The following is a 13286-nucleotide window of genomic DNA, read 5'->3' on the forward strand; positions in this document are numbered from 1 at the left end:
TCATCAACCCCGGGCAGGCTGTACGCATCATTAGCTGGGGACCCCATAAAAGCGCTTTCAAAGCCGTCAGAGCGTGAGAGCGCGGCACACAGATGGCAAGGCCCTTGGTCGCCGCCGGGGTACGCCGGGTATGGACCGCGCCGAACTCGTCACCGCGCTCGCGGCCGAAGCCGAGCGCGCGAACGAGCGGCGACTGCTCACCCTCGCCGGCGACCGGGAGCGCGGCTTCGACGCCGCCAGCGACGCCGTGGCCGCGCTCGACGACGCCGACGCGACGGTCGTCAGCCCCCACGAACGGGGCGACACCGACCACGCCGCCGACCTCCTCGGCACCACCCAAGACGCCGTCGTCCTCGACTGTCACGAGGGGTTCTCGGCCAACCGCCTCGGCCGCGTCGTCGGCGCCGTCGACGGCGGCGGACTGCTCGTCCTCCTGACACCGCCGCTGGACGACTGGCCGGAGCGCCCCGGCGACGAGGGCCTCGCCGTCCCGCCGTTCACCGTCGACGACGTGACCGGGCACTTCCGACGGCGACTGGCCGAGACGCTTCGCACCCATCCCGGCGTCGCCGTCGTCGACGTGGACACCGGCCGAATCGAGTGCGATGGGCTGACCGACCCACAGCCACCCCAGACCTGCACCCCGCCTTCGACGCCCGCCGACGCCACCTTCCCCGACGCCGCCTACAACGCCTGCCTCACGACCGACCAAGTCGACGCGGTGCAGGCGCTCGAAACCCTCGACGGCGAGGGGGCTGTCGTCGTCGAAGCCGACCGAGGGCGAGGGAAGTCGGCCGCCGCCGGCCTCGCCGCCGGGAGCCTCGCCGCCGCGGGTCGTGACATCCTCGTCACCGCGCCCGCCTACCGCAACGCCGCCGAGGTGTTCGACCGAGCCGCGGCCCTCCTCTCGACCCTCGACGCTCTCGACGGACGCGACGACCACGTCCTCACCGCGACCGGCGGGGGCCGAGTACGGTATCTCGACCCCGACGCGGCGACGGCGCTGCCCGACGACCCCGACGCGGTCATCGTCGACGAGGCGGCGGCCCTGCCCGTACGCCGGCTGACCGCCTTTCTCAACGCCCCCGCCGTCGCCTTCGTCACCACCGTCCACGGCTACGAGGGAACGGGTCGCGGCTTCGACGTGCGCTTTCGCGAGCGACTGGCCGAGAGCGACCACGCGGTGACGAGCGTCCGCCTCGACGACCCCATTCGCTACGCCGCGGGCGACCCCGTCGAAGTGTGGGCGTTCCGGGCGCTCTTGCTCGATGCCCGCCCCGCCGTCGACCAACTCGTCGCGGACGCCGACCCCGCCGACGCCACCTATCGACGGCTCGACGCCGCGGAACTCGCCGGGGACGAACACCTCCTCCGCGAAGCCTTCGGCCTCCTCGTCCTCGCGCACTACCGGACGGAGCCGGACGACCTGCACCGCCTGCTCGACGCGCCGAACCTGACCTGCCGGGCGCTCTGTGTCGACGGGCACGTCGTCTCCGTCGCGTTGCTGGCGCGGGAGGGCGGCCTCGACGCCTCCCTGCGCGAGTCGATGTACGAGGGTCAGCGCGTCCGCGGCAACATGCTCCCGGACGTCCTGACGAGCCAGTTGCGGGATATCGACGCGGGCGCGCCCGTCGGCTATCGAGTGTTACGGATTGCCACGCATCACGCCGTCCGGTCGTCGGGGTTCGGCTCCCGGCTTCTTACCTCCTGTCACGACGAGTTCGACGCCGACGTGGACTGGTTCGGCGTCGGCTTCGGCGCCACACCGCGGCTCGTCCGGTTCTGGGCCGACAACGGCTACCGGACCGTCCACTGCTCGACCACGCGCAACGCCACCAGTGGGGAGTACTCGGCGCTCATGCTGCGCCCGACGAGCCCCGACGGGCAGGAACTCCACGACCGGCACGCCCGCCGGTTCCGCGCGCGGATGCGCGACGGCCTCTCCGATGCGCTCGATGATCTCTCGCCCGACGTGGCACGAGCGATACTGCGGGCGACCGACGCCGACTTCGACCCCGAGTTGACACCCCACGAGTGGCGGGTCGTCGCCGCGGCGGCGTACGGCCCGGGACTCTACGACGCCGCACCCGGCGCGTTTCGGTCGCTGGCGCTCGCAGGCCTGCTCGACCCGGTCGACGACCACACGGCGAGCGAGGAGCGCCTCCTCGTGCGAAAGCCGTTGCAGGCTCACGACTGGGAGCGGGTGGCCGATGACTTAGACTACGTCTCGACGCGGCAGTGTATGCGCTCGCTGGGCGAGGCGGTCAAACCGCTCATCGAGCGCTACGGAACGGACGCCGCAAGCGAGGAGCGTCAGCGGTACGATTAGACGGACGCCGCGAGCATCACCTCGTCCACGTAGTCGCCGTCGATGCGATAGTGGTCCTCGCGGACGGCCTCGACCTCCCAGCCCTGGTCTTCGAGGAAGGTGATGGCGGCCTCGTTCGTCGCCGGGACGCTGTTGTAGAGTTTCTCGAAGCCGTGTTCGTCCGCCCAGCGAACGCCCCGGTCGAGGAGCGCGGTCCCGAGACCGTGGTTGCGGTATTCGGACAGGAGGCCGACGGTCAACACCGCCGTATGCGCGAGTTTCTCCATCTCGGGGAGGTCGAGATGGACCCACCCGACCACCTCGTCGTCGACGCAGGCGACGAAGACCATCCGCGAACGCACCTCGTTGTGTCGGAGAATCACCTCCTCGTGGTCGAGAAGGTCGGCCACCGACTCCGCCTCGATGTACGTCCCCTCCTCGGCCACCTGTCGGATGACGCCGATGAGTCCCGAGAGGTCGCGCTGTTCGGCCGTCCGAATCGTGTACGCGAAGTCGTCGGTGGCGTGTTCTTCGGTGTCTTCCTCCTGATACGCGACGGTGAGATGGGTCCCGTCCCGGGTGACGTACCCGTCGCGGCGCAGAATCGTGACGTGGTGACCGAACGCCTCGGGGTCGAGATTCAGCGCCCGGCGTACCTTGTCCGCGCGTACCGACCCACGGGCCTCGACGTAGTCGTAGATGTCGTGGCGGTCCTCGTTGTCGAAGTGCAGTTGCTCGGTCAGTTCCATGCCCCTGTGTACCACGGTAACACACTTAATTATTCGTGAAGAATCGTGGGGAACGAATCAAGGCCCTGCCACCCGTCGGGTCGGCCATGGTCGGCTTCTGTTTCGACATGTACGGCACGCTGTGTGACACGAGTAGCGTCCGGACGCGTCTCGGCGAGACGCTGGACGTCCCCGAGCGACTGGTCGCCGCCGTCGACGAGACGTGGCGACGCAAACAGCTCCAGTACTCCTACCAGAGCGCACAGATGAACGACTACGAGCCGTTCTGGGACGTGACCGCCCACGCGCTGGACTACGCGCTCGCGGCCTACGACCTCGACCCGAGTGCCGAGAAGCGAGAGCAGATTCTGGTGGCGTACGACAATCTCGACCCGTTCCCCGGCGCCGCCGAGGCGCTCGACCGAGTGTCCGCGGCCGGTCACGAGGTGGTCGTCCTCTCGAACGGCAACCCCGCGATGCTGGAGCGACTGGCGGAGAATGCCGGCCTCCTCCCGCATCTCGACGGCATCCTGAGCGCCCACGACGTGCGGACGTTCAAACCCGACCCGGCAGTGTACGAACACGCCGCCGAGTCGCTGGGCCTGTCGCTCGGCGACTGCCGATTGGTGTCGTCGAACGCGTGGGACATCGCCGGCGCGGGGAACGCAGGGATGGCGACGACGTGGGTGAACCGGTCGCGCGACCCGCCGGAGTCTATCGGCGCGCGCCCGGACCACACGGTCCGCTCGCTCTCCGCCGTCGGCGAGAGTAATTAATCATCTTTCACTACTCAGTTCTTCTCGAAAGTTATCCTAGGAACAGAAACTATTATTACCATTCTCTCTCGCCCTATGTGTATGGGTAGCAATGACGGCCGTATGGACCGACGTGACGTGATAAAAGCCGCCGGCGCCGCTGGGACAGCCGGCCTCGTGGGACTGGCTGGCTGTTCCGGTGGTGGCGGTGGTGGTAGCGAGTCCGAGTATCCGGCGCTCGGCAACTATCCAATCGAGGGAGATACGGCCACGTTCGGGTTCAACGTCCCCCAGTCCGGCCCGTACGCCTCCGAAGGTGAAGACGAGCTTCGAGCCTACGAACTCGCCGTCGACCACCTGAACAACGGTGGTGGCTGGGTCGACACGCAGTTCGACGACCTCTCCGGTGACGGCGTCCTCGACTACGAAATCGACTCGGTGACCGGCGACACGGCCACCGACGCCGACCAGGCACGCCAGTCGGCCTCGCGAATGATTCAGCGCGACGACGTGATTATGATTACCGGCGGGTCGTCCTCCGCCGTCGCCATCTCCGTCCAAGGGCTGTGTCAGGACGAGCGCGTGATGTTCATGGCCTGTCTCACACACTCCAACGACACGACCGGCGTCGACTGCGCCCGGTACGGGTTCCGTGAAGTCTTCAACGCGTACATGACCGGACAGGCGCTCGCACCGGTGGTTCGCGACGAGTACGGTGAGGACTTGGAGTTCTACCAGCTCTACGCCGACTACAGTTGGGGCCAGACCCAGCAGGAGTCGATGAACCAGTTCCTGACCGAGACGGCCGGCTGGTCACAGGTCGACTCCGTCGCGACGCCGCTCGGTACCAGCGACTACTCGTCGTATCTCTCGCAGGCAGCGAACTCCGGTGCCGACGTGCTCGTCCTCAACCACTACGGACTCGACGGGGCAACCTCGGTCAGTCAGGCCGTCGACGCCGGCCTCGACGAGGACATGGAAATCCTCCTCCCGCTCTACAACCGCCCGATGGCCGAGGCCGCCGGCGGCTCCATCGAAGGCGTCTTCGGGACCGTCGCGTGGGACTCCCAAATCGACAACACGCCGTCCGAGGAGTTCACGCAGGCGTTCCAGGACGAGTACGACCGCATCCCCTCGGGCGTGGCCCAGCTCGCCTACGCCCAGACGCTCCAGTACGCCGCGGCCGTCGAGCGCGCGGAGACGTTCTACCCGCCCGAGGTCATCCGCGAACTCGAAGGCTACGAGTACGACAACATCGGCATGGGTCCCGAGACGATGCGCGCCTGCGACCACCAGGCCCAGCGCGCCGTCCCCGTCGTTCGCGGTCTGCCCGAGTCCGAACAGCAGTCGGGGCAGTATTACGAACTCATCAACCTCACGAGCCGGGACGACGTCGGCTACGCCTGTGACGAAGGGCCGGCGGCCGAATGCGAACTCGGCGAGTACGGCGACGAGTAACTGACGCCGGCACCCCCGGCGTTCCGTAGCGCAAGATTATAGTCGATTATGATAAAGATACACGCAGACATGCTAGTACCACTTGTATCCCGCCCTCGGAGGTGCGGGGTGAGACGATGAGTTTCCACATTGAGGCGATTACCGTCCTGTTGAACGGCCTCCAGCAGGGCGCTATCTACATCCTGCTTGCGGTTGGTCTCTCCATCATCCTCGGGACCCTGAAGTTCGTCAACTTCGCCCACGGTGCCCTCTACCTCGTCGGCACCTACGCGGGCCTGTTGGTCGCGCTCGAAATCAACCTGACCGGCGGCCAACTCTCGGATTGGGGGGTCGAGACACTCGGTCTCGGCTTGGGCTACATCCCCGCGCTGATAATCGTCCCGTTCGTGGTGTTTATCGTCGGACTGGGGATGGAGCGCTGGGTCGTCGAACCGTTCAAGGACCGCCCCGACACCGACCAGATTCTCGTCACGTTCGGGCTGGCCATCATCGTTCAGGAAGTGTTCAAGATTATGTTCGGCTCGAACAGCCTCCCGTTCAGTCAGCCCCCGTGGGCACAGGGACCACCGCAGGTTCCGTTCCTGGCTGGCATCCCCATCTCCTCGTGGCGGTACTACGTCATCGGCATCACGGCCGTGCTAGTGCTCATCGTCTACCTGCTGGTCGAGTACACCGACTTCGGCCTCATCGTCCGCGCCGGCACCCGTGACCCGGAGATGGTAGAACTGCTCGGTATCCGGCTGAGCCGACCCTACATCGTCGTCTTCGGTATCGGCGCGGCGCTCGCCGGCGTCGCCGGCGTCGTCGGCGGGCCGCTCAACCCCGTCAACCCGACCATCGGGAACGAGGTTCTCGTGCCCGCGTTCCTGACCGTCGTCATCGGGGGTGTCGGCTCCATCGCGGGCGCCGTCCTCGGCGGTATCCTGTTCGGCCTCACACAGGCCATCCTCATCGCCACGTACTCCGCGTGGGCACAGGTGGGCCTCTACGCCATCGCCGCCATCGTCCTGCTGGTGCGGCCACAGGGCCTCCTCGGTGAAGAGGGGGTGGCGCCATGAGCGACCAAGCGACGCCCGCCCCCGACGGCGCGTCCGACGAGGACGGGTCGTCCGTGGTCGGCATCTTCGCACCCCGTGGCAACGAACTCCGCGTGATGGCGGCGACGGCCGTCGTCCTCGGCCTGTTCCCCTACGTGTTCTCGCGTATGCCCGTCGTGAGCGGCGTGTTTCAGGGCTATCAAGGACTGGCGACGCTCATTCTTATCTGGGGAATCTTCGCGCTCGGCTTCGACCTGCTGCTTGGCTACACCGGCCTGCTCTCGTTCGGGCACGCAGCCTTCTGGGGGTCGGCCGCCTACACCACCGGCATCTTCAGCCAGTACGTCTCTGGCTCCCCGATTCTGATGGTGCTCGCGGGGACGACGTTCGCCGTCCTACTCGCGTGGCTGCTCGGCTTCCTCTCGCTGCGTCGGGGTGGCATCTACTTCGCCATCCTCACGCTCGCGTTCGCACAGATGATGTTCTACCTGTCGTCCTCGCCGCTGGCGTTCATCACCGGCGGGGAGAACGGCCTCACGGACATCGAGACGGGTGAGCTGTTCGGCGTCATCGCGCTCGAATCAGACCTTCCCTCCGTGCTTGGGATGCTCCTCGGGACGTGGATGTACGCCTTCGTGGCGGCCTTCACGCTTCTCTGTATCGCGCTCGGGTATCGCATCCTCAACTCGCCGTACGGGATGGTGTTCCGGGCCATCCGCGAGAACGAACAGCGCGCCGAGTTCGTCGGTCTGAACGTCTGGCGCTACAAGCTGATGTCCTTTATCCTCTCCGGCCTCTTCGCCGGTATCGCCGGCAGCCTCTACACTATCGACGGGTCGTACGTCCCGCTGTCGTCGCTCTACTGGACCGAGAGTGGTGAAGTGGTTATCATGACCGTCCTCGGCGGGACGGGGTCGTTGTTCGGTCCCATCGTGGGCGCCGGCATCTACCTCTACGTCGAGAACATCGTCAGCGGCTTCGAAACCATCGGGCCGTTCTGGCATCTCATCCTCGGGGTCGTCTTCGTCGTCACCATCTGGGTGTTCCCCCGCGGAGTCTGGGGATTCTTCAGCGACGTTCGCGAGCGAATCACGGGAGGTGACGACTGATGGCACTACTCGAAACCGAAGACCTCGTCAAGGAGTTCGGTGGCCTCGTCGCGACGGACGATGTGAATCTCACCGTCGAGGAGGGTGAGCGCGTCTCGATTATCGGCCCCAACGGGGCCGGGAAGTCGACGCTCATCAACCTCATCACTCGCCGGCTCGACCCCACCTCGGGCGACATCCGGTTCAAGGGCGAATCCATCGTCAACCGCGAGCCACACGAAGTCGTACAGATGGGCATCAGCAAGTCGTTCCAGACCGCCTCCATCTTCTCGGACCTGACGGTCCGGGAGAACGCCGAAATCGCGGCGCTGGCGGCGGAACACGGCTCGTTCGGGTTCAAGTTCCTCGAACACCGCAACAGTCTCTCGGGCGTCCACCAAGTCGCGTCCGACACCCTCGATGCCGTTGGCCTGCTCGACCAAGCCGACCGCACCGCGGCCGACCTGCCGTACGGCGACAAGCGCCGTCTCGAAATCGGCATCGCCCTCGCCGCCGAACCGGACCTCCTCCTGATGGACGAACCCACCGCGGGGATGTCCCCGGAGGAGACGGAGGCGACGGTCGACCTCGTAGAGGAGGTCAAGCGGGAACTCGGCCTCACCTTCGTCCTCATCGAACACGACATGGAAATCGTCTTCAGCATCTCCGACCGCATCGTCGTCCTCAATCGCGGACAGATAATCGCCGAGGGGACGCCCGACGAGATTCGGGGCAATCCCGCGGTGCAGGAGGCGTATCTCGGAGGTGTCGACCTATGAGCCTCCTCGAAGTCGACTCCATCGACGCCTACTACGGCGAGAGCCACATCCTGCGTGACCTCTCGCTGACCGTCGAAGAGGGTGAAATCTGTGCACTACTCGGCCGCAACGGCGCGGGCAAGACGACGACGCTTCGCTCGATTTCCGGCGCGAAACCCCCAGAAGTTCGCTCGGGGTCGGTCACGTTCAAGGGCGACAACATCACCGGGATGCCCGCCGACGACGTGGCCATGCAGGGCATCTCGCTCGTCCCCGAGGAGCGACGCGTCTTCCCCAACCTCACCGTCGCCGAGAACCTCCGCATCGCGGAGGTGTCGCGCAACGCCTCGAACACGTGGCGCCGACCACTCACCGCGACGGGACAGTCCATGTCCACCGAGGAGGTGTACGAGGACTTCCCCCGGCTCCGTGAGCGCAAATCACAGCACGCCGGTACGCTCTCGGGCGGCGAACAGCAGATGCTCGCCATCGCTCGCGCGCTCAAACAGAGCACCGACCTCCTCCTCCTCGACGAACCATACGAAGGGCTCGCGCCGAAAATCGTCGAGGACGTGGAGGCGGCCATCGAGCGCATCAGCGAACAGGGCGTGACCATCCTGCTCGTCGAACAGAACGCCGCGGCGGCGATGAAAATCGCCGACCGGGCGTACGTCGTCGACCAAGGGCAGACCGTCTTCGACGGCACCGCGGAGGAACTTCGCGACGACGAGGAAACGCGAGAGCGGTATCTGGGTGTCTGAGATGGCCGGCCCATCCACCGCGGCGCTCGAAGACGCGCTCGACTCCCTCGTCGACGCCGGCCTCGTCGTCGAACGCGACGACGGGTCGCTCGTGACGACCGACGACTTCGAATCGGCCCGGCGCGTCTACCGCGACTCCTACGCCGATATCGACGACGACGCCTTTCGGACGACGGTTGCCGACGCGTTCGGCGTCGACGAGTCCACGGCCGCGGCGCGTATCGACAGCGGCGCGGTCACTCGGGAGGACCTCATCGCCTATCTCTCCCTTCGCTCGACGCTCGACGACGTCGACGACGAGCGACTGGCGACGATGGCGACGCTCGTCGCCGAACTCGCTCCCGGCTCACCCGTGCCCGAGTCGCTCACGGAACTCGACGACGAGTCGTGGCCGGAGTTCGTCGAGGGCGACGCCGTCGTGACCGTGTGGCGCCACGACTGTGCGCCCTGTGACGCGCTCAAAGATGACCTCGACGCGGTGCTGTCGGGGCTCCCGGCCGACGTGGCCGTCGCCGGCATCGACGGCGAGTCGGCGCCCGAGTTCCGCCGGGCGTTCGATGTCGATAGCGCACCCGCTGTCTGCTGTTTCGAAGACGGCGAACTCGAAGCCGTCGTGACGGGTCGGCACAGTCCCGACACCTATCACGACCGGTTCGAGGAACTCTACTAGGCCGCGTCGCCCGCGACCATCACCGGGCGCTCCGCGTTTAGAATTACTGACTGCGTGACGCTACCGAACAGCGCCTTGCCCGTCGGCGAGCGCTTCCGACCGCCGACGACGATGAGGTTGGCGTCCGTCTCGCGCGCGGCTTCGAGCAACTGGTCGGCGGGGTCGCCGCTCGACTCGTTGACCTCGACGTCGAACCCCTCGGCTTCGAGAAAGTCCGTCGCCTCTCGGACGGAGGCGAGTTGGGAGGCGGAGGCGCCGCTCGGGTTGTCGGTGAAGCTGTGAATCACCGTCACGCGCGTCTCGGAGGCGTCACCGGGCAGGTCCGCAACCGCCCGCGCACACGCCATCGCTCGCTCCTCGTTGTCGTCGACACCGATTACGACGTGGTACATACCACCTACTCCACCAGCCAGGGCTAAGTGTCTTTATCGTCTATCTCGCGGGAGAGATAGATGACGAGGGCAAGCGGGACTCCCAGCCCGATGGCGACGGTCACGACGCCGAAGATTGCGTACCCGAGCGCCGTCCCCGGGAGGTCGATGATGAAAAACAGCTCCGGACCGGTGCCGGAGAACACGAGTCCACCGAGGACGAGGCCGAGGGCGCCCGCGAGTCCGACGATGAGCACGTAGAGCAGGAGGACGAACCGCCGACCGTCGCGGCGCGTGGTTGTCACGCTCCGGCGTTAGGCGGCGCCCGGATTAGCGCTTTCCCTTCGGACCGATGGGCCTTTGCCGGCGCCAGCCCTCGCTTCGCGTATGAGCAACAAGGACATCCTCGGAATCATTCTCGGCAGCGTCGCGCTACTGATGTTCGTGACCGGAATCCTGCTGGCGACGTAGTCGGCGTCAGAAAAGTAAAGCTCGGGAGTTAGTCGTCCGCAGGCTCGCCGGATTCGTCACCGCCGTCGGCGAGGGCCGTCTCCTGCTGGTGTTCGAACCACTGCCACTCGTTGGTGTACATGCCGTCCTCGCGGAGGTTCCACGGGTCGCCGTCCTGCACCTTCGGACCTTCAAGTGCCGAGATGACGAAGTTGTACGTCCAGATGATGCCACCGATGAACATCAGCACGGCGCCAAGCGTCGCCAACTGATGGAAGGTGGCGAACTGGGGCAGGTAGGTCGCGTACCGGCGCGGCATGCCGCCGTATCCGAGCACGAGCATCGCGAGGAACGTGATGTTCGAGCCAATCATCCAGAGCCAGAAGTGGGCTTTGCCGAGGCTCCGCTGGTACATCCGACCGGTGTACATCGGGAACCAGTAGTAGAGGCCGGCGAAGCCGGCGAAGGCGATAGCGCCCATGACGACGTAGTGGAAGTGCCCGACGACGTAGTAGGTGTCGTGAAGCACCAGGTCGACGGGGATGGAGGCGTTGAAGACGCCGGTGACGCCGCCAATTATGAAGTTAGAGACGAAGCCGATACAGAAGAGCATCGGCGTCGTCAGGCGGAGTTTGCCGTTCCACATCGTCGTAATCCAGTTGAACGTCTTCACCGCCGAGGGGATGGCAATAGCGAGCGACACCGCCATGAACGACGCGCGTAGGCGCGGGTCCATGCCCGTCGCGAACATGTGGTGTGCCCAGACGCCAAAGGAGAGCACACCGATGGCGAGGGTGGAGTAGACGACGAACTTGAATCCGAACAGCTGTCGGCCCGAGAACCGCGGGAGCACGTAGCTGACGATGCCCATCGGCGGCAACACGAGGATGTACACTTCGGGGTGACCGAAGAACCAGAACAGGTGTTGCCAGAGCATCGTTCCGCCCGCCTCGATGGCGAAGAAGGACGTCCCGAGGTTACGGTCGAGCAGGAGCATGACCAGCGCACTCCCCAGCAGGGGGAACGCGAAGAGAATCAGGCCCGACTGCGTGAGGATGGTCCACGAGAAGATGTCGAGGTTGGCCCACGTCACCTCCTCCGCGCGCTCGGTGAGGATGGTCGCGATGAAGTTAATCGACCCCATCGTCGCCGAGACACCGGTGAGGTGGAGGCCGAGAATCATGAGGTCGACGCCCGCGTTACTCTGCGTGCCGCCGCCCGCACCCGCCGAGAGCGGGGTGTAGAGCGTCCAAGCGGTCTGAGCGGGGACCACGTCACCGAGCGGGAAGAAGCCCGCCCAGATGAGCAGCGCGCCCGGCGGGAGCAGCCAGAACGCGATGGCGTTGATACGCGGGAACGCCATGTCGTCCGCCCCGATGAGCAGGGGGACGAGGTAGTTCGAGAAGGCCGCGATGATGGGCGTCCCGAACAGGAACAGCATGGTGATTCCGTGGCTCGTCAACAGGGAGTTGTAGAACGAGTTCGAAATCAGCGTCATGCCGGGGTCGAGCAGCTCGATACGCATCACCATAACCATCAGGCCACCGACGACGAAGGCGATGACGCCATAGAGGCCGTACAGTACCCCGATGTCTTTGTGGTCGACTGTCGTCAGCCAGCGACTGATGCCGGCTGGCTTCTCTCTGGAACCGTACCCTGACTCGCCGACCGCGCCACCAGTACCCAGTGGTGTATACGATCGCCAGTCTTCGACCCGCGCGAGCCACGCGGCGATGATCACGAGGAAGAGCCCCATGACCACCGTCAATGCTAGCTGTCCGGTGATCTGCATGGACGTTGGTCAGGAACGCAGGGTTAAGAAATATTCGGGTACGTTTCGGCCGGCCCGACCCGATACCCGCGGCTCTCTCCGGGCGTCGCCGCCCGCCGTCTCGCCGGTTACTCCTCGTGTTCTTCGAGCGGTTCCGCGCCGTCGACTGTCGAGCCACCCGGCATGTACACCGGGTCGGTCTGTTCCGCCGTCGCGATGGCCTTCCCAGACAGGTACGTCAGGATAGCCAGCAGCACGAACGGCGCAACCAGCAGCACGTACTGGAGAATGCGCGACACCGAATCGATTCCGAACGGGTCGTACACCGCGTACCCGACGATGAAGAAGAGGATGATGAACAGCGGAATGAAGTTCACCGTCAGGTCGAGGAGGGTGTCCCGGTCGAACACTTTCGTCGCCATGTCCCCTCCATAACACACCCCGGACAAATAGGTTTCTATCGCGGGGGTCAGACCGGTTCGCGTTTCGGCACGAACAGTTCGCCGCCGATTCCCGCGAGCGCGAGCACTGCCCCCGTGGTGATAATCGCGTAGCCGCGTGCGACCAAGTTCACCTCGGTGAAAGCGAGGACGCCACCGATGGCAAAGAGGAGGACGGCGAAGACGACGAGCGGGCGCCACGCCGTCTTCACGTAGCCGGCTTCGCGGAGCATCCCGGTCACGCTCCCACAGAAGAGGAGGAGGCCGCCGACGGCGACGACGAAGACGCCGAACAGGATTCCGAGTTCTGCGATGGGGATGCCCAGCGCCACGAACGGTGGCCACGGACTCGCCATCCGGTACTGGTCGCTCAACCCGGCTTGGTCGCTCATACCCGCCGTAGTCACCGGACCGTAGAAAACGCTTCGACCGCCGCGTCAGGCGACGTTGACCCCGTGGCGAGCGAGGAACTGCCCGGCGGCTTTGATTTCGGTCGGACTTCCGATGATGCGACAGGTCGACTCGCCGTCGGCGAAGACGGTGACGGCGAAGTCGGACTCGAGGTCATCCCGTAGCCCGGCCAGCGACTCACACGGAACGACAATCTGTGTGCTGTCTCGCAACCGCTCGGGTGTCGGCATCGGTGCTCTGCCACATCAGTTCCCCCACCGCAGTATAACCGTGTCGAAAG

15 protein-coding genes are annotated in these 13286 nt (G+C 65.7%); 8 read left to right on the plus strand and 7 right to left on the minus strand.

Going from position 1 to position 13286, the window contains the following annotated elements; translation table 11 throughout:
• The first annotated feature begins 130 nt into the window (after window positions 1-130).
• Window positions 131-2329, plus strand: a complete 2199-nt coding sequence (tmcA, locus tag ACQUSQ_RS00305) for a tRNA(Met) cytidine acetyltransferase TmcA (protein WP_435066481.1) — start codon at window positions 131-133, stop codon at window positions 2327-2329.
• On the opposite strand, the gene ACQUSQ_RS00310 is transcribed toward tmcA, so the two are convergent.
• Window positions 2326-3057: a GNAT family N-acetyltransferase gene (locus tag ACQUSQ_RS00310; RefSeq protein ID WP_435066482.1), complete on the minus strand. Its 732-nt coding sequence runs from the start codon at window positions 3055-3057 to the stop codon at window positions 2326-2328. The genes tmcA and ACQUSQ_RS00310 overlap by 4 nt on opposite strands.
• Before the next feature lie 35 nt (window positions 3058-3092).
• Here ACQUSQ_RS00310 and ACQUSQ_RS00315 point away from each other — a divergent pair, with 35 nt between their 5' ends.
• From ACQUSQ_RS00315 to ACQUSQ_RS00345, 7 genes are all read left to right on the plus strand, one after another.
• On the plus strand, window positions 3093-3812 hold the full coding sequence (locus tag ACQUSQ_RS00315) for a haloacid dehalogenase type II (RefSeq protein ID WP_435066483.1): 720 nt from the start codon (window positions 3093-3095) through the stop codon (window positions 3810-3812).
• 81 nt (window positions 3813-3893) lie between these two features.
• Window positions 3894-5249 (plus strand): substrate-binding protein, encoded by a 1356-nt coding sequence (locus tag ACQUSQ_RS00320; RefSeq protein ID WP_435066484.1) that lies wholly within the window; start codon window positions 3894-3896, stop codon window positions 5247-5249.
• 116 nt (window positions 5250-5365) lie between these two features.
• A complete protein-coding gene (locus ACQUSQ_RS00325; protein WP_435066485.1) occupies window positions 5366-6307 on the plus strand; it encodes a branched-chain amino acid ABC transporter permease in 942 nt (313 codons plus the stop codon).
• Window positions 6304-7395: a branched-chain amino acid ABC transporter permease gene (locus ACQUSQ_RS00330; protein ID WP_435066486.1), complete on the plus strand. Its 1092-nt coding sequence runs from the start codon at window positions 6304-6306 to the stop codon at window positions 7393-7395. Before ACQUSQ_RS00325 ends, ACQUSQ_RS00330 begins: the two co-directional genes overlap by 4 nt.
• Entirely contained in the window at window positions 7395-8153 is a 759-nt protein-coding gene (locus ACQUSQ_RS00335; protein WP_435066487.1) for an ABC transporter ATP-binding protein, read from the plus strand. Before ACQUSQ_RS00330 ends, ACQUSQ_RS00335 begins: the two co-directional genes overlap by 1 nt.
• The gene (locus ACQUSQ_RS00340) at window positions 8150-8893 is read left to right on the plus strand and encodes an ABC transporter ATP-binding protein (protein WP_435066488.1); all 744 of its coding nucleotides are present in this window, start codon (window positions 8150-8152) and stop codon (window positions 8891-8893) included. The genes ACQUSQ_RS00335 and ACQUSQ_RS00340 overlap by 4 nt, the downstream gene beginning before the upstream one ends.
• Before the next feature lies 1 nt (window position 8894).
• A complete protein-coding gene (locus tag ACQUSQ_RS00345) occupies window positions 8895-9563 on the plus strand; it encodes a thioredoxin family protein (RefSeq protein ID WP_435066489.1) in 669 nt (222 codons plus the stop codon).
• On the opposite strand, the gene ACQUSQ_RS00350 is transcribed toward ACQUSQ_RS00345, so the two are convergent.
• From ACQUSQ_RS00350 to ACQUSQ_RS00375, 6 genes are all read right to left on the minus strand, one after another.
• On the minus strand, window positions 9560-9955 hold the full coding sequence (locus ACQUSQ_RS00350) for a universal stress protein (RefSeq protein WP_435066491.1): 396 nt from the start codon (window positions 9953-9955) through the stop codon (window positions 9560-9562). The genes ACQUSQ_RS00345 and ACQUSQ_RS00350 overlap by 4 nt on opposite strands.
• Window positions 9956-9978: 23 nt before the next feature.
• The gene (locus ACQUSQ_RS00355; protein ID WP_435066492.1) at window positions 9979-10239 is read right to left on the minus strand and encodes a DUF7520 family protein; all 261 of its coding nucleotides are present in this window, start codon (window positions 10237-10239) and stop codon (window positions 9979-9981) included.
• A gap of 194 nt (window positions 10240-10433) precedes the next feature.
• A complete protein-coding gene (locus ACQUSQ_RS00360) occupies window positions 10434-12140 on the minus strand; it encodes a cbb3-type cytochrome c oxidase subunit I (protein ID WP_435067255.1) in 1707 nt (568 codons plus the stop codon).
• Between the two features lie 143 nt (window positions 12141-12283).
• Complete coding sequence (locus ACQUSQ_RS00365) at window positions 12284-12577, minus strand: DUF6684 family protein (RefSeq protein WP_435066493.1); 294 nt, start codon at window positions 12575-12577, stop codon at window positions 12284-12286.
• Between the two features lie 47 nt (window positions 12578-12624).
• A complete protein-coding gene (locus tag ACQUSQ_RS00370) occupies window positions 12625-12987 on the minus strand; it encodes a DUF7541 family protein (RefSeq protein ID WP_435066494.1) in 363 nt (120 codons plus the stop codon).
• A gap of 45 nt (window positions 12988-13032) precedes the next feature.
• A complete protein-coding gene (locus ACQUSQ_RS00375; protein WP_435066495.1) occupies window positions 13033-13236 on the minus strand; it encodes a VNG_1110C family protein in 204 nt (67 codons plus the stop codon).
• Window positions 13237-13286: the final 50 nt, after the last annotated feature.

It is taken from the genome of Haloplanus sp. C73, from assembly GCF_051195115.1.
Taxonomy (GTDB): Archaea; Halobacteriota; Halobacteria; order Halobacteriales; family Haloferacaceae; genus Haloplanus.